This window comes from Saccharopolyspora galaxeae, assembly GCF_016526145.1.
Classification (GTDB): domain Bacteria; phylum Actinomycetota; class Actinomycetes; order Mycobacteriales; family Pseudonocardiaceae; genus Saccharopolyspora_C; species Saccharopolyspora_C galaxeae.
Genome location: NZ_JADDUE010000004.1, coordinates 300,668 through 315,931 on the forward strand (window position 1 = coordinate 300,668; position 15,264 = coordinate 315,931).

Below are 15,264 nucleotides of genomic sequence, written 5' to 3' on the forward strand. Positions count from 1 at the left end.
ATCAGAGCAACAGGAGCAAGACGATCAGCAGGCCGACGACGGCGGCCGCGACGCAAGCACCGACGGTCATGCCGACGTTCGGCGTGGACTGCGGTGTCGGGCCGAGGTTGCCGCCGCCGAAGGCCATGGCTGGCGACCGGTAGAAGGCGTCGACCCGCTGGCCCGCGCTCAGCGGGATCATCGCGGTGGCCGAGCCGAACTTCCACAGGTAGTTGACGTGCACCTCGATCTGGTACTGCCCGGGCGGCAGGTCGATCGCGGTCTTGCCCCAGCCCACCGGCGGTCCCGGCTGTCCGTTGATGGTCAGGCCGGGCTTGAACAGCGCCAGCGTGAACGCCATGGGCAGGTAGGAGGAGTCCAGCACGATGCGGCCCATGCCGGGAGGCGGCCCCATCGGAGGCTTGCCGGGCATTTGCTGAGTCATCCCGAGGTGGCCTTGCTGCTGGCCGATCTGGCCGGGCTGGCCGGGCTGCGGCGGGAAACCCGGCGGGAACCCCGGCTGCGGCTGACCCGGCTGCGCGTACGGGCCGGCATAACCGGGCTGCGGCGGGTAACCGGCTTGCTGCGGATGACCGGCATGTTGCGGATGGCCGGGCTGCTGCGGATATCCCTGCTGCGGCAGCGGCCCCGACCCCGGGTGCGGCTGCTGGAACGGGCCCGACCCGGGATGGGGCTGTTGCGGGAACGGCCCCGACCCCGGCTGCTGCTGCGGCAGCGGCCCCGAGTTCGGGTACGGCTGCGGCACCGGGCCCGAACCCGGCTGGTACTGCGGCCCGGCGCCCGGGTGAGGCTGCGGTGCGTATCCGTTCGGAGGCGGTGTCTGCTGACCGTGCGGCGCCTGCTGACCGGCGGGCGGGTACGGCTGGCCCTGCGGACCGTACGGCTGCGACATGCGGGCCTCCTGGCGGCGTCCGGCGGATTCGGCACACACCGTAATGCCCGCGAGCACTCGGCCGATCTCCGGTATTGCGACCGGCCCGGGCCGAGCGTGGCCGAGGCGCCTCACGCACCGTCCTGATCCGCGGCCAGCACGATCGAGCCGAGGTAGCCGTCGCCGTCCTCCGGTGCGCACGACCTCACGCCAGGCCGAACGGGCCGGATCACCGGAAAGGCCGGAAGAAGTCCCGGAGTTCGCCGACGTAGAGCTCCGGCTCCTCGACCGGGGCGAAGTGCCCACCGCGGTCCCCATCCGGTTCAGGTGCACCAGGTTGGTGCTGCGTTCGAGCAGTACCCGCGGCGGATCGAGGATGTCGCGCGGGAACACCGAGACATGGAACCGTCCTAGGTCAGGGGTGTTCCGCGGCCTGCTGCTCGGCGTCCGCAGCGGCTTCCGAATCCGGCTCCGGTCCCGATTCCGGACCCGATTCCGCTTCCGGCCCGTCCGCGACGACCTCCGGCGGCGGCCCGGCAGCCACCGGGTCCGGCTCCGGTTCCGAGCCGCGCAGCCGCTGCGAGATCACGGTCGTGATGCCGTCCCCGCGCATGCTCACGCCGTAGAGCGCGTCGGCGATCTCCATGGTCGGCTTCTGGTGCGTGATGATCAGCAGCTGCGAGGTGCTGCGCAGCTGGTCCAGCAGCGTGATCAGGCGCCGCAGGTTGGTGTCGTCCAGCGCCGCCTCGACCTCGTCGAGCACGTAGAACGGCGATGGCCGCGCCCGGAAGATCGCCACCAGCATCGCCACCGCCGTCAGCGACTTCTCCCCGCCGGACAGCAGCGAGAGCCGCTTGACCTTCTTGCCGGGCGGGCGCGCCTCGACTTCGATGCCGGTGCTGAGCATGTCCTCCGGGTCGGTGAGCACCAACCGCCCGTCACCGCCGGGGAACAGCACCGAGAACACCTGCTTGAACTCCTCGGCCACGTCGTGGAACGCGGACTGGAAGACCTCGAGGATCTTCTCGTCCACTTCCTTGACCACGTCGAGCAGGTCGCGGCGGGTGGCCTTGAGGTCTTCGAGCTGGCCGGACAGGTACCGGTAGCGCTCCTCCAGCGCCGCGTACTCCTCCAGCGCCAGCGGGTTGACCTTGCCGAGCAGCGACAGGTCCTTCTCGGCGCGCTTGGCGCGGCGTTCCTGGGTACCGCGGTCGTAGGGCATCGACGGCGGTTCGCTGACCTCTTCGCCGCGTTCCCTGGCGGCTTCGTACTCGGCGACCTCGGCGGGCGTCGGCGGTACCGGCACGGTCGGGCCGTACTCCTCGACGAGGTCGTCCAGCCCGATGCCGAAATCTTCGATGATCTTGTTCTCGAGCTGTTCGATGCGCAGCCGCTGCTCGGCGCGGACCATCTCGTCGCGGTGCACCGCGTCGGTGAGCTTCTCCAGCTCGCCGCCGAGTTCGCGGACCCGCGCGCGCACCGTGCCCAACGCCTGGTCGTGCTCGGCCTGCTGGGCCTGCGCGGTGTCGCGTTCGTCGGTGGCCGCGCGCAGCGACCCGGCGATCCGCTCCAGCGCCTTCTGCGCACCGTCGATGACGGCCCTGGTCACCCGGGCGCCGCGCTCCCGCGCCTGGCGGGCGGCTTCGGCGCGCGCCCGCGCTTCCCGCTCCTGGCGCGCGGCCCTGCGCAGCTGGTCGGCGCGGCCCTGCACGGCGCGCGCCCGCTCCTCGGCGGTGCGCTGGCCGAGCCGGGCGTCCATCTCCTCCTGGCGCACGGTGCCGAGCTCGTTGTTGAGCCGGTCGCGCAGCTCGGTGTCCGGCTCGGCCTGCTCCTGCTGCTCGGTCTTGACCGCGCTGAGCCGTTCCTCCAGCTCGGCCAGCGAGGAAAGCGCCTGCTCGCGGGACTGCTCGACCTTGCTCCGCTGCTCGCGCACCCGCTCGACCTCGGCGGTGGCGGACTGGGCGGCTTTGCGCAGGCTGGAGATCCGTTCGGTGCTGCGGGCCGCGGCGACCTTGGCCTCGTTGATCTGCTCCTGCACCGCGCGGACCTCGTCGCGGCGGGCTTCCTCCTCGGCGCGGGCGCCTTCCAGCGCTGCCGAGTGCTGCTCAAGGCGGCGTTGCGCGGCGGCGTGCTCCTGCTCGGCTTCGTCGACGGCGGCCTGCACTTCGAGCACGCTCTGCGCGTCGTCGGAGCCGCCGGTGGCCCAGTGCCCGCCGAGCACGTCGCCGCCGCGGGTCACCGCGCGCACCCCGGGGTGCTCCTGCACCAGCGAGCGGGCGGCGCCGAGGTCGTCGACCACGGCCATCCGGTCCAGCGCGGTGGTCACGGCGCCGCGCAACCCGTCGGGCGCGCGCACCAGGTCGGCGGCCCAGTGCGCACCGCCGGGCAGCTGCGGCCAGTTCGAGCGGTCCGGAGTCGCGGTGCCGCCGACGAGGACTCCGGCCTTGCCCGCCTCGTCGGACCTGAGCAGTTCCAGCGCGGTGACCGCGTCGCCCACGCCGTCGACCGCCACCGCATCGGCGACCGCGCCCAACGCCGCCGCCAGCGCGGCTTCCGCACCGGTATCGACGGTCAGCAGCGCGGCCACCGACCCGAGCAGACCGGGCACCCGGTCACCGGCGGCCAGCAGCGCGCCCGCGCCGTCCTTGCGGTTCAGGCCCATCGACAGCGCTTCGACGCGGGCCTTCCAGGAAGCGATCTCCCGCTCGGCGGCGCGCTCTTCCTTCACGAGCTCTTCCACGCGCGCCCGCGCGGCGTCGCGCGCTTCGGCCGCGTTGACCCGGCGTTCCTCCAGCCCGGCGTCGTCGGATTCCTGGCCACCGGTTTCGGCTTCGGCGTCGGCGTAGGCGGATTCGGCGACCTCGGCGCGTTCCTGCGCCTCGGCCAGCGAGGCGGTGAGCCGTTCCAGCTCGTCGCTGGTGGCGCTGACCTTGCTGCGCATCGACTCGACCTGGCCGGACAGCTTCGCCACGCCCTCGCGCCGGTCGGCGATCGCGCGCACCGCGGCCATGTGCTCCCGCTCGGCGTCCTTGAGCTGCGATTCGAGATCGGCGCGCCGGCGCTCCACCTCGCCCAGCGCCTCCCGGGCGCGTTCGACCTCCTCGCGCAGCTCGATCTCCTGCTCGGCGGCTTCCGCGGCTTCCTCTTCGAGCTGGTCCGGGTCGCGGCCGCTGCGTTCTTCGACGTTCTGCGCGGTGAGGTGCTTGTGCCGCTCCTCGGCCAGCCGCAGCGTGGAGTTGAGCCGTTCTTCCAACGCGGAGAGCCGGTACCAGGTGTCCTGGGCGCGGTTGAGCCGCGGCGCGTCGGCGGCGACCTTCTCCTCCAGCCCCTTCTCCTCGGACTGGGCGAACTGCAGGTTGCGCTCGACCTCGGCGCGCTTGGCCTTCGCGTTCTCCTGGTCGGCCTGGTCGCGGGCCAGTTCGGCGCGGGCGCTGACCAGGTCGTCGGCGATCAGCCGCAGCCGCGCGTCGCGCAGGTCGGCCTGCACGGTCTGGGCCTTGCGCGCGATCTCGGCCTGCTTGCCGAGCGGTTTGAGCTGGCGGCGCAACTCGCCGGTGAGGTCGGTCAGCCGGGTGAGGTTGGCCTGCATCGCGTCCAGCTTCCGCAGCGCCTTCTCCTTGCGCTTGCGGTGCTTGAGCACGCCCGCGGCCTCTTCGATGAGCCTGCGGTGCTCGTCCGGCTTGGCCTGCAGGATCGAGGCCAGCTGGCCCTGCCCGACGATCACGTGCATCTCGCGGCCGATGCCGGAGTCGGACAGCAGCTCCTGCACGTCCATCAACCGGCAGGTGTTGCCGTTGATCTCGTACTCGCTGGCGCCGTCCCGGTACATCCGGCGGGTGATCGAGACCTCGGTGTACTCGATGGGCAGCGCGCCGTCGGCGTTGTCGATGGTGAGCGTGACCTCGGCGCGGCCCAGCGGCGCGCGCCCGGAGGTGCCGGCGAAGATGACGTCCTCCATCTTGCCGCCGCGCAAGGCTTTCGCGCCCTGCTCGCCCATCACCCAGGTCAACGCGTCGAGCACGTTGGACTTGCCGGAGCCGTTCGGGCCGACCACGCAGGTGATGCCCGGTTCGAAGCGCAGCGTGGTGGCCGACGCGAACGACTTGAACCCCTTCAGCGTCAGGCTCTTCAAGTGCACGGCTGCGATCGACCTTCCCGCGAGTCTGTGCGTGCGGCGTTCGCGCGAGCGTACCCGGCGCGGTGCGGGCTATTGCGGACAACCACGCAGGACGCGGGAGCTCTCAGCGCTCGACGAAGCCGTCCAGGCCGCCTTTCGGCTCCGTCCACTGCTCGCCGACGTGCTCCACCCGGCCCGGGGTTTCCGCGGAGCGCAGCGCGGCGAGCAGTTGCTCGCACGCGTGGCGGGGACCTTCGGCGACGACCTCGACCTTGCCTGCGGGCAGGTTGGTCGCGCTGCCGACCAGCCCCAGCTCCAGCGCCTTCGATCGGGTGAACCACCGGAACCCGACGCCCTGCACGTGGCCGTGCACCCGGGCGGTGAGGCGGGCGTCGCCGGCATCCCTGTTCCCGGAGTCACTGCTCGCGGAATCGCTGCGGTCGGTCACCCCCGCATGATGCCCGCTGCGGCGCGGATGCGGCCGACCCACCCCCCGCGTCCTTGATCAAACCGGCTGCGCACGGGGCCCACCCGGCGGCGGTGGCCCGCGCACCGGCGGCTACCGTGTCCGCTGATCCAGGAGTGATCCACGCGGTGCTGGACGTCCGACTTCGCCGGTCGAGGTCCGTACCGGGTCAGCGGCACGGGTTCGCCAGTCCGTGCCGGTGGGACTTCGAGGGCGGGAACGTTGATGGACCCTTTAGCACCGGACGCCGATGGGGCGCAGCCCCACGCCGAGCACCCGGACGCGCGGCCGCGCCGGTTCGTGCTGTGGGTGACCACCGGGGTCGTGGTCGCCACCGGTTTCGCCACCACCGCCGCGCTGGTCGTGGGCGGTCAGCAGCGCAACGACGTCAGCTCCGAACTCCCGCCAGGGCCTGCGGGGACGACGCTGGTCACCACCGACGGGTATCCGGGCACGCGGACGTCGGAGGCGCCGCCGGTGCTGGTTCCGCCGCCGATGGCGCCGGGCACGACTTCTTCCCCGAGCAGTTCCACGAGTTCTTCCGAGGATTCCGAGGAGTTGCCGCCGCCACCGGAGACGACTTCGGAGTCCCCGCGGCCCACCGGCACGCCGACCGAGTCGCCGACGCCGCCGCAGCCGACCACGCCGCCGTCCACGCCGAAGCCGCCACCTCCGCCGCCGACGACCGATCCGCCCCCGACGACTCAGCCTCCGCCGAGCACGCCTCCGCCGAGCACGCCCCCGCCGACGAGTGCGCCGCCGACGAGCCCGCCGAGCACCGGCACGTCCAGCCGCACGGAGGGTCCGGCGCCGTCGCCTGCACCGCCACCGACCACGTCCGGCCGGACGACGACCGGGCCCGAGGCGACCTCGCCGGAGCCGACCGTCTCCCGGCCGACCTCGCGGACGCCCGCTCCGACCTCGGACATGCCCGGTCCGACCTCGACGACGACGGAACCGAGCACGACCACGTATCGCGTCCCCGCGACGGAAGACCCGGCTCCGCCGAACGCTCCGTACATGGATCCCGAAGCGCCCTTCGCGGAGTGACCGACGTCTGAGTGCGCGGTTCCCGGGGCCACGCGCTCGGCCTGCGGCGCACGGCGCTGGACCGTTCGCGCGGTTTGCCGTGTCGTGCGGCGCAATCACCCGATCGCCGCGCCGACGCCGAGCGGCGCCGTGCTAAACACAGGTTCCATGTCCGGCACCACGTGCGGCCGCGGACGCGGCCGATGAGCGAACCGTGCACTCCCGGCAAACGCGGCCGCAAGCAGCTGCGCCCGGACCCGGCGACCGGTCCGGTCGCCGCGTTCGCGCACCGGCTGTGCGAGTTGAAGGAGGCGGCCGGAGATCCCTCCTACGATCGGATGCGGGGCGATTTCGGCGCGGCCGCGTCGAAATCCGCGTTGTCGTCGGCTGCGCGCGGCCAGGACCTGCCTTCGTGGGAGACCACTTGGGAGTTCGTGCGCAGCCTCGCGGTCGGTGTGCTCGGTGAGGACGCGGGCGCGACTCGCCGCGAGTGGTCCCGGCGTTGGGAGCAGGCGCGCGAGGATGCCGCGGCGAGCATCCCCGGCTCGCACTCGAGCGGTCTCGCGAGCGGAGCGAACGGGACGGCCGGCGCGGAGTCCGCGGCGGCGGGCGCCCGCGGAACGGTCAACGGCACACCGACCGGCGTCCCGGACTCCGTTCCAGCGCCCGGCGAGGACATCGCGTCTCCCGAAGGCGCCACGACCTCCGACGGCGCAGCGTTCTCCGGAAAAACCGCGTTCTCCGGAAAAACCCCGTTCTCCGAACAAGCAGCGTTCTCCGGAAAAGCCGCGTCTCCCGAAGGCGCACCTTCCCCCGAAGAAGCCGCGCCCTCCGGAGACGCAGCGTCCCCGGGCAGCGCGGCCGCCCGCGAAACCCCGGACTCCCCCGAACCTCCGACCGGCCGTCCCGCTGCCCGCGAGCGGCTCCGCCGCGCCTTGCTCCCGGCCGGAACCGCCGTCGTCGTGACCGTCGCGGCCATCGCCGCCGCCACGTATTTCCTTTCCGAACCGCAGCGGCCCATTCCCGGCGACAACTCGTTGATGGTCGACGAGAACCTGCTCGACGACAGCCCGGTCCAGGCAGGCGGGAGTTTCGTCAAGACCTGGGACCTGCGCAACGCAGGTGACGTGCCGTGGTCCGGCCGATACCTCGAGCAGGCCGGACCGCCCATCGGCGATTCCGCCTGCACCGCGCCGAAGCGGGTGTGGATCCCGGACGTGCGGCCGGGCGGCACGGTGCGGGTGGCGGTCCCGGTGAACGCGGGCGACGAACCGGGCCGCTGCAAGATCGCGTGGAAGATGGTCGACGAATCCGGGAGGTTGTTCTTCCCGGAGAACGCGCTGCACCCCGTTTTCTTCGACTGGCGGGTGGTGCGTTGAGCGGCGAAGGGCGCCTTCGTCCAACCCCCAGCGGAACGAAGGCGCCCTTCGATTCCCCATGGGGTGGCCGATGGCGCCGGAACCGGAGTCGCGCGCTCGTGATTCGGATGCTCCCGAACGCGCATAATCGCTTCCCGCCTGTTCAGTGATGTTCCCCGGTTCGCCGTGCCGACCACACAACCACCACGCTCCGGCCACCACAAGCGATCATTGGCCGGAGCCGCCCGCACCAATGTGCATGCAGGTCAGCGCATTGACCACGAGACATTCAGGCGGGCGGCCAGGTCAATTCCGGAAGCGGGGCGCCGCTTCGGCAGGCCGTCGCTCAGCTTCGAATCGGAACGTCTGCTGCCATTGGAACATTTCCGGCGGAACCGCACCACCATTCATTTCGCCAGGATTCATCGCTGCTTGCGCAACGACCGCTCGATGTCCTCCAGACTGCGCCCCTTCGTTTCCGGCAGGTTCCGGTACAGGTAGGTGAGTCCGATGATTCCGAGCACGCCGTAGATCCAGAACAATCCGGTTTCCGTGAGGGCGCTGATCAGCGTGAGCACCGAAATGGAGATGAGGAAGTCCAGCGCCCAGTGCGTCACCGTGCCGACGCTGGAAGCCTTGCCGCGCACTGCGGTGGGGAACACCTCGCTGTTGATCAGCCAGATGGCGAGCCCGAGGCTGGCCGCGAACGCCGCCTCGTAGAGCATCAGCCCGCCGGTGAGCCACAACCCGAGCCCTTGCACGCTCGGCAGCAGGTACAGCGCGCCGAGCCCGAACAGCACGACGATCACCACCGAGGTCCCGCCGATCAGCAGCGGCCGCCGCCCGACCCGGTCGATCATCAGCAGCGCGATCGCGGTGAAGACCATGTTCACCGCGCCGATGCCGACCGAGGACAGGATCGACGCCGAGGCACCGAGCCCGGCCTGCTGCAGGATCGTCGGCGCGTAGTAGATCACCGCGTTGACGCCCACGAGCTGGTTGGTCGCCGCCACGGCGAACCCGAGCAGCACGGCGGGCCGCAGCCCGGGGCGGAACAGGTCGCGGTAGGAGAACTTGCTCTCCTCCCGCATGGCCACGGTGATCTCGTCGATCTCCGCGTCGACCTCTTGCGCCGATCGGGTGCGCAGCAGCTCGGCCCTGGCCTCATCGGTGCGCCCGCGGGCGAGCAGCCAGCGCGGGCTTTCGCCGAGGAACAGCAGCCCGATCAGCATCGCCAGCGACGGCACGGCCGCCAGCCCGAGCATCCAGCGCCATCCCTGCATCTCGGCGAACGCATAGCCGACCAGGTAGGACACGAAGATCCCGATGGTGATCATGAGCTGGTTCATGGACACCAACCGGCCGCGCAGCGCAGGCGGCGCGATCTCGGCGATGTAGGCGGGCACGACCAGCGAACTCGCCCCGATGGCCAGCCCGAGCACCACCCGCGCCACGATCAGCATCGCCACGTCCACCGCCACGGCCGACAGCAGCGCGCCCGCGGTGAACACCGCGGACACCAGCAGCAGCGTGCGCTTGCGCCCCAGCCGGTCCACGACCGGGCCGCCGCTCATCGCACCGGCGACCGCGCCGAGCAGCAGCGACGCGACCACGACCTCCTTCATCCCGGTGCTCAGGCCGAACGCGGGTGCGATGTAGAGCAGGGCGGCGGAGATGACGCCGGTGTCGTAGCCGAACAGCAGCCCGCCGAGCGCGGCGATCGTCGACGCGCCGATGATCGTGCCCCGCCCGGCTCCTGGGTGGGTAGCCGGTGTGCTCATGTGCTGCGCCTTCCTCTCGTGCCGCGCTGCCCTGGGTGGACGGCCGACGGCCGGGCGAGACCGTAGACGAAGTGCCCTGCTGGGACCAGAGCCGGAACGCAATCGCAACCGAGCGCCGACCGTCCCGGCGAGCCGCACCCGGTGGCTCCCGCCGACCGCGGACGTCGCGCCGACACGCCCGCGCCTCGCCCATCCCAGTGGATTCTCGCGGAGTGAACGGACTGTTGGTCCCACTAGATTGGTCGAACGGGCCGTTCGCTCGGAAAGATCGGGTGCGCCGACACGCCGGGGCACCGGCGGGAAGGCGTCAGTCGCCGGTGGTCTCGGTGATGAGTTCCTGCAGGTACCAGGCCAACAGCTGGTTGCTGGAAGGCGCGACGGTGCTCCACAGCTGCCCATCGCCGTTGGCGCGCACGACGTGCAGGTAGCGCCCGGAGCCGGTGTCGTGGAACGCGACGACCCGCGGCGCGCGTTCCGGTTTCGAGCCGCGCGTCGGCGCGAATTCGACGCCGAACTGCCCGCGCATCCCCATCCCGTCGGCCATCGCGGCCAGCGTCGCCGCGTCGTCCGCGCCGACTCCGCGCACCCGCAGCTCGTCGGTCAACGCGCGCGAGTCGTGCTGGCCGGCGCCCGCGCTCGCGTCGCGGAGCACCTCGTGCGGCACGCTCACCGCCCGGCCCGCGCCGGGCGGTGCGTCCCCGGCGACCGAGATGACGGCTTCGGCCAGCGAACTCCCCCGCACCGGCGTGAGTTCGACGACGTCACCGTCCACAATGGTCAGCAGGCCGGTGCCGCCGTTGCACGCGGCCTGCGCCCGGATCGCGCGATCGGCCCAGATCCGCAGGTCCAGGCTCAGCTTCGGGCGGTCCAGCAGCACCAGCAGGTCGCCGAAGTCCGGATCCACCCGGTCCCGGCGGGATTCGGCCAGCTGCCGGGACCGCAGCTGCGGCCAGACTTCCGCGACGAGTCCGGCGCGTTCGGTGTGGGTGCGCCCCGGGCTGGGCACGTCCAGCACGATGTGCCGCCGGTCGGTCAGCGCTTCCGACTCGCAGACCACATCGAATTCCAATGTGGACAGCGTGATCGGTTCGCCGTCGGCTCCGGGCCGCACCGTCACTCCCGCTCGTCGTCGTCGGGCACGCGGTCCGCGCCGAACACCGGCGGCGCCACGAGCCGGTTGTCGTCGAACGGCGTCTCCGGCTCGTAGTACTTGTCCTCGTGCTCGGCGTCGTCGTCGGGCTGCCCGCCGCGGGTCGCGGCCGGTCCCATCATCGAGCCGGGCCCGGGGCGGCTGGTGGCCGAGCCACCGGCGGTGCGACCCGCGGTGGTGTCACCGGGGCCGCCGCCGACGCCGGACGAGCCGCCGCCTTTCAGGCTCCCGCCGGATTTGCCGCCGCCACCGGCTGCGCCCGAGCCACCTCCCGAGCCACTTCCCGGCGTCGCACCCTTGCCGCCGAGGAGTTTGCCCGCCGCTGCCGCACCGATCCCGGCGACGGCCGCACCACCGGCGCCGATCCCGAGCGCACCGCCGAGCCCGATGCCGTCCTGCTGCGGAGCTTCGCCCGGGGCGCGATCCACGCCGCCACCGGTCGACTGCTCGTCCTCGGGACTGCTGCCGCTGTGCCCGCCGGGCCGCTGACCACCGCTTTGCCCCGGCACGGCACCCGGATAGCCGCCGCCGAACGCGCCACCGCTCTCGGAGTAGCCGCCGGACCCGGAGCCACCACCGGCCCCCGAGAACGCGCCGACGCCGGAACCGCCCGCGCCGCTGGGACTCGCCGACTGGGCGCTGACCCCGGCGGGCTGCATCTCCGGCAACGGCTGGAAGGCGTCCGCCTGCGCGACCGTGGTGTCCCGGTAGGACCCCAGCGCCTGCTGCGCGACCTGCTTCTGCCCGTCGATCTTCTTGGCTTCTTCGTCGTAGTCACTGGTGTAGCCGAACGCGCCACCGGCCCACTCGAAGAAGTTCTCGTCCTTCTGGTGCTGGATCTCGGACTGGTTCGGCAGCGTGTTCCGCGCCGACTCGTACCCGCGTCCCTGCGCCTGCACGCCCGTGGCCGAATTCGCCAGCGGATCCTGCGACTCGCGCATCACCGCGGTCTGCTGCGCGGTGGCCTGCTGCGCGATGCTGCCCGCGTGGCCCTGCCACTCGATCTCCAACTTGCCGAGCTCGGTGCGCAGCGTCTCGTCCAGGTCCGCGACGATCTGCGCGCACTGCTGCAGAGCGGTCGCGGCCTGCTCCATCGACTCGGTGCCGCGCCCTTCCTTGATCTTGCCGATCCACTGCAGCAGCTCGGGAATGTCGAACCCCTGGAACCGCAGGTCCCGAATCGGGTCGAGATCGCTCATGCGTGCCCCCTGTAGAACCTTCAGCCCTGCGCTTGCAGATTCGTCACGACTAGTTCGGCCGCCTGCTTGGCCTTTGCACACTGCTCCTGATTCGACAGCGCTTGAGACTGCAACATCGCGATGTTGACCTCGAGCGCCTGCCCTTCGGCAACATCGACGTCCACAACGCAACCGAGGCCTTCGGCACCAGGTGTTTGCGACTGGACCGCGCGGAAACCTTCGCCAACGGTGTACGTCGCGGCCGTCTCCGGAGACCCTGGATCTTTTTGCCCTAGGAGTTCATCGAGGCCCATGGGAGCAACAGCTACGCCGATCCCGTAGGGAACACCGCCGGCCGGGCTTTGCCAGATGCAGCCGGGGAAGTCGAGCGTGCCGTCCTTCGGAGCCGGGGACGGCCCAAACGCGCCGATCTGTTGTTCTTGCTCGGGCTTGATCAAGCCGCAGATCTGGGGTTCGGTCAAACCTGCTATTGCGAGCTCGCGCGGCCGGGCAGGCTGCTCGTCACCAGCCTCGGATGTCGGTGCAGGCTGCGACGTTCCCGTGGCACCGTTTACCGTGCAACCGCCCGCAGTGACAGCGAACAGAACCGCGCAGGCGACCGCCACACCGATACGCCCCAAAGAAGTTGTCGTGCTCAAGTCATCTTCCCCGGTTTCGCTTGGAAGGACGCTGCAATCTCTTCATCGGTGTAGCCGTACTGCTTCGCCGCTTCACCGAGCCGGTGTCCCAATTGCTCGACCTGCAGCACGTAGCTCATCAGCCGGTTGTAGTGCGAGTCCGGATCACCCATCAGGTTGGCCGTCCAAGTCGCGCTCGCCGCAACACTGATGTCATCGCGAGCCGGAGAGCGGACCGAGAGGTCTGTCTGCTTGGCCACCAGCTTGTTTCTCGCATCCTCGGCAGCCGCGAGAATCGCTTTGCGCGCCGCGAGGACGTTCTCCGGGGTGACGGTGATCTGTTGGCCTGGACCGCCGGGTGCGGGTGGCGGTGCTGGTGCGGTCATCGCGGGAACCCCCCTCATGGCGGCTGATCACCGGTGCGACGCAGACGGTAGCAGCGGAGGTTCCCGGCAGGTGCGACTTCCGCGAACTTCACACCGAGCGCACCGGACGGCCGCGCGTCAGGTCTTGCCGGTTTCCGGAGGTCGTTCGGCGTCCGCTGCACCGCTGCTCCGGTCAGCACCGTCTCGAGCAGGGTCGCTCTGGGCCGGACCGGCTGCTGCGGTGCCGCGTTGGTCGCGTTCGGCCTGTTCTTCGCGGCGTTGCAGGTCGGCGATGCCGGCCAGTTGGGCGCGGGTGGTGTGCACGTGGTCTTGCATGGCGCCGCCGAGCTTGTCCAGGAAGCCGTTGAGCACGGCTGCGAGTTCCGGGTTTCCGAGCGCCTCCCCGAGATTTCCGCGCTGCTGGTCCAGGTCCGACTGCGTCCGGCTCATGCGGTCCAGCTGTTCATGCGCCTCGGACAGTGCCTGCCGGGCGTGCGGGTGCTGGATTTCCTCGTCCATGCTCGGGTCGCCTCCTTGCCGGGCTGAAATTTCCGCAGCACGACAGTTGATCAGCAATGCGCGGCAGACCGTAGCAGCGCAATTCCGCCGCACGACGGGGATTCCGCGAAGTTCACCGCACTGACGTAACGCCGAGCGAACCGACGAACTCCGCCCACCGCCGAGCCGGGACGACCAGCACACCGCCATCCGGGTCCTTCGAGTCCCGCACCCCGACGACCTCGTCGCCCAAGGCGACCTCGACGCAATTCGCGGTGGTCGCGCTCCGGGTCGACTTGCGCCAGCCGAAGGCGACCTCGACGCAGTTCGCGCTGCTCGCGCTCCGGCTGGACTTACGCCAGGTCACTTGTTCCGAATGAGGATCTTTCATGTCGATAGCATGTCATCGTCGTCACCCCAGCTGAACGACCAGCTGTCGCAACCGGTCAAGCGAGCCCTCGGTGCTGAGCGCGGTCTTTACCAGGTTCTCCCAGGCGGTCCGGTAGACCTCAAGATGCTCGCGCTCTTCCAGGCAGATGCTCGACACCATCTGCTCCAACCAGACGGAACCAAGCTCTGCTCCGTATTCGACCAGGATGAATGCTCCGGTCATGCCGACATGCAGTCCTGCATCGGGCGCGAGAACCTGCAGGGTCACGTTCGGGAGCTCCGCCTCCTGCATCAGGTGCCGAATCTGCCGCGTTCGGCAGTCTGGCTCACCGAACGGCCGCTGCAACGCAGCCTCTTCTACGATCACGTGCAGTTCTAGCGGCTTGGCGCCGGTGAGCAAGCCACGCTTTGCGACCCGGCTGCTGACCAGCTCATCGACCTCACGATCGGTCAAAGAACAGTCGGTAGCCGCGATGACAGCACGCGCGTACTCAGGCGTTTGCAGCAGCCCAGGAATCATCATCGGCTCGTAGTACCGCAGCGCTGTCGCCTCGTCCTCGAAGTCGCTCCAGGTCTGCCAGTCGGCGGGGAAGTGCGCGTTGCGGGTGCGCAGCCAGCTGCGCTGTTCGGCGTGCCGGGCGATGTCGAGGAGTTCGACGCGGCGCAACTTGGCGACCTGGTAGAAATCCAGCAGCTTCTCCAGGTCGTCCAGGTAGATCCCGATCTCGCAGGTTTCAATCCGGTTGAGCTTGCTGCCGGACATGCCGAGGGCTTTGCCGACCTCTGCGGCGCTCGCGCCGTTCTCGGTTCGGATCTTGCGCAGTGATTGCGCGAGCCTGCGGGAGCGAGCGGAAGGGCCGACACGTCGAGCCATGGGGAATCTCCAGTGGTTGCGGGGGAATCTGCTTTCAACCATGGCAGAACAAATTTGCACTGACGATCACTCGATGGCGTAATTGTGTCGGCTACTGCACCTGCGCAATTCTTGGTTCCACGTTGATCTCGACCCCGAGGAGGAGCAGTGGACGACAAGATCGCGCGGCTGGAGCACGGCGCTCCGCAGCGGGAGTGGCTGTGCCGATGCGTCGACGACGACGAGCGGTTCAACATCGCCACCGTCGGCGCGGCCAGCGGCGACGTGGAGATCGCCGGACCCGAGCTGCAAGGCTGCTTCCGGCTGCGCGACAGCGAAATCGCCGTGTTCCGCCGCGCGCTGGACGAGGCCATCGCGGTCGCGCAGGAAGACATCGCCCGCTACGACGCCCAAGCCGCGACCCAGCGGGCCGAGCCACAACCGCCTGCCCAGACCTCGGCTCACTAGTTCGCGCCGACATCGGCGATCAGGTTCCGGGTCCGGCTCGACCTGCCGTCCGCTCTCAGCAAGGCCGGGCCGGGCCTCTACCTCTCGGTGTTAATAACGCTT

General features: G+C 70.5%; 15 protein-coding genes. 2 read left to right on the forward strand and 13 right to left on the reverse strand.

Features of this window, described 5'->3' with window-relative positions; genetic code table 11:
* Position 1: 1 nt before the first annotated feature.
* From INP57_RS11790 to INP57_RS30015, 5 genes are all read right to left on the reverse strand, one after another.
* Positions 2 to 892: a hypothetical protein gene (locus INP57_RS11790; RefSeq protein WP_233627352.1), complete on the reverse strand. Its 891-nt coding sequence runs from the start codon at positions 890 to 892 to the stop codon at positions 2 to 4.
* 394 nt (positions 893 to 1,286) lie between these two features.
* Entirely contained in the window at positions 1,287 to 5,009 is a 3,723-nt protein-coding gene (gene smc / locus INP57_RS11795) for a chromosome segregation protein SMC (RefSeq protein ID WP_200070183.1), read from the reverse strand.
* Positions 5,010 to 5,112: 103 nt separating this feature from the next.
* Positions 5,113 to 5,436, reverse strand: a complete 324-nt coding sequence (locus INP57_RS11800; RefSeq protein WP_200070184.1) for an acylphosphatase — start codon at positions 5,434 to 5,436, stop codon at positions 5,113 to 5,115.
* A gap of 389 nt (positions 5,437 to 5,825) precedes the next feature.
* Positions 5,826 to 6,110 carry a hypothetical protein gene (locus tag INP57_RS11805; RefSeq protein ID WP_200070185.1) on the reverse strand — a complete coding sequence of 95 codons (285 nt, stop codon included), beginning with the start codon at positions 6,108 to 6,110 and terminating at the stop codon, positions 5,826 to 5,828.
* Between the two features lie 48 nt (positions 6,111 to 6,158).
* Positions 6,159 to 6,476, reverse strand: a complete 318-nt coding sequence (locus INP57_RS30015; RefSeq protein WP_200070186.1) for a hypothetical protein — start codon at positions 6,474 to 6,476, stop codon at positions 6,159 to 6,161.
* 210 nt (positions 6,477 to 6,686) lie between these two features.
* Here INP57_RS30015 and INP57_RS11815 point away from each other — a divergent pair, with 210 nt between their 5' ends.
* A complete protein-coding gene (locus tag INP57_RS11815; protein WP_200070187.1) occupies positions 6,687 to 7,862 on the forward strand; it encodes an NBR1-Ig-like domain-containing protein in 1,176 nt (391 codons plus the stop codon).
* Between the two features lie 401 nt (positions 7,863 to 8,263).
* Here INP57_RS11815 and INP57_RS11820 read toward each other — a convergent pair whose 3' ends face one another.
* The 8 genes from INP57_RS11820 to INP57_RS11855 form a co-directional block, all read right to left on the reverse strand.
* On the reverse strand, positions 8,264 to 10,021 hold the full coding sequence (locus INP57_RS11820; protein ID WP_255520825.1) for a sugar porter family MFS transporter: 1,758 nt from the start codon (positions 10,019 to 10,021) through the stop codon (positions 8,264 to 8,266).
* Positions 9,930 to 10,739 (reverse strand): ESX secretion-associated protein EspG, encoded by an 810-nt coding sequence (locus INP57_RS11825; RefSeq protein ID WP_307850025.1) that lies wholly within the window; start codon positions 10,737 to 10,739, stop codon positions 9,930 to 9,932. The genes INP57_RS11820 and INP57_RS11825 overlap by 92 nt, the downstream gene beginning before the upstream one ends.
* Positions 10,736 to 11,971: a PPE domain-containing protein gene (locus tag INP57_RS11830; protein ID WP_200070189.1), complete on the reverse strand. Its 1,236-nt coding sequence runs from the start codon at positions 11,969 to 11,971 to the stop codon at positions 10,736 to 10,738. Before INP57_RS11830 ends, INP57_RS11825 begins: the two co-directional genes overlap by 4 nt.
* A gap of 20 nt (positions 11,972 to 11,991) precedes the next feature.
* Positions 11,992 to 12,609, reverse strand: a complete 618-nt coding sequence (locus INP57_RS11835; protein ID WP_200070190.1) for a DUF3558 domain-containing protein — start codon at positions 12,607 to 12,609, stop codon at positions 11,992 to 11,994.
* A complete protein-coding gene (locus tag INP57_RS11840) occupies positions 12,606 to 12,974 on the reverse strand; it encodes a hypothetical protein (protein ID WP_200070191.1) in 369 nt (122 codons plus the stop codon). Before INP57_RS11840 ends, INP57_RS11835 begins: the two co-directional genes overlap by 4 nt.
* A gap of 117 nt (positions 12,975 to 13,091) precedes the next feature.
* Positions 13,092 to 13,472, reverse strand: coding sequence for a hypothetical protein (locus INP57_RS11845; RefSeq protein WP_200070192.1), 381 nt, complete (start codon positions 13,470 to 13,472; stop codon positions 13,092 to 13,094).
* 112 nt (positions 13,473 to 13,584) lie between these two features.
* A complete protein-coding gene (locus INP57_RS11850; protein ID WP_307850026.1) occupies positions 13,585 to 13,818 on the reverse strand; it encodes a DUF397 domain-containing protein in 234 nt (77 codons plus the stop codon).
* A gap of 45 nt (positions 13,819 to 13,863) precedes the next feature.
* Positions 13,864 to 14,715: a helix-turn-helix domain-containing protein gene (locus INP57_RS11855; protein WP_200070194.1), complete on the reverse strand. Its 852-nt coding sequence runs from the start codon at positions 14,713 to 14,715 to the stop codon at positions 13,864 to 13,866.
* 147 nt (positions 14,716 to 14,862) lie between these two features.
* Here INP57_RS11855 and INP57_RS11860 point away from each other — a divergent pair, with 147 nt between their 5' ends.
* The gene (locus INP57_RS11860) at positions 14,863 to 15,162 is read left to right on the forward strand and encodes a hypothetical protein (RefSeq protein ID WP_200070195.1); all 300 of its coding nucleotides are present in this window, start codon (positions 14,863 to 14,865) and stop codon (positions 15,160 to 15,162) included.
* Positions 15,163 to 15,264: the final 102 nt, after the last annotated feature.

Excerpts from the sequence above, each read along its gene's own strand:
- INP57_RS11790 (WP_233627352.1), bottom strand. The coding sequence starts at position 892 with ATGTCGCAGCCGTACGGTCCGCAGGGCCAGCCGTACCCGCCCGCCGGT.
- INP57_RS30015 (WP_200070186.1), bottom strand. The coding sequence starts at position 6,476 with ATGTACGGAGCGTTCGGCGGAGCCGGGTCTTCCGTCGCGGGGACGCGA.
- INP57_RS11815 (WP_200070187.1), top strand. The coding sequence starts at position 6,687 with ATGAGCGAACCGTGCACTCCCGGCAAACGCGGCCGCAAGCAGCTGCGC.
- INP57_RS11820 (WP_255520825.1), bottom strand. The coding sequence starts at position 10,021 with ATGGGCAGCTGTGGAGCACCGTCGCGCCTTCCAGCAACCAGCTGTTGG.
- INP57_RS11830 (WP_200070189.1), bottom strand. The coding sequence starts at position 11,971 with ATGAGCGATCTCGACCCGATTCGGGACCTGCGGTTCCAGGGGTTCGAC.
- INP57_RS11840 (WP_200070191.1), bottom strand. The coding sequence starts at position 12,974 with ATGACCGCACCAGCACCGCCACCCGCACCCGGCGGTCCAGGCCAACAG.
- INP57_RS11845 (WP_200070192.1), bottom strand. The coding sequence starts at position 13,472 with ATGGACGAGGAAATCCAGCACCCGCACGCCCGGCAGGCACTGTCCGAG.
- INP57_RS11855 (WP_200070194.1), bottom strand. The coding sequence starts at position 14,715 with ATGGCTCGACGTGTCGGCCCTTCCGCTCGCTCCCGCAGGCTCGCGCAA.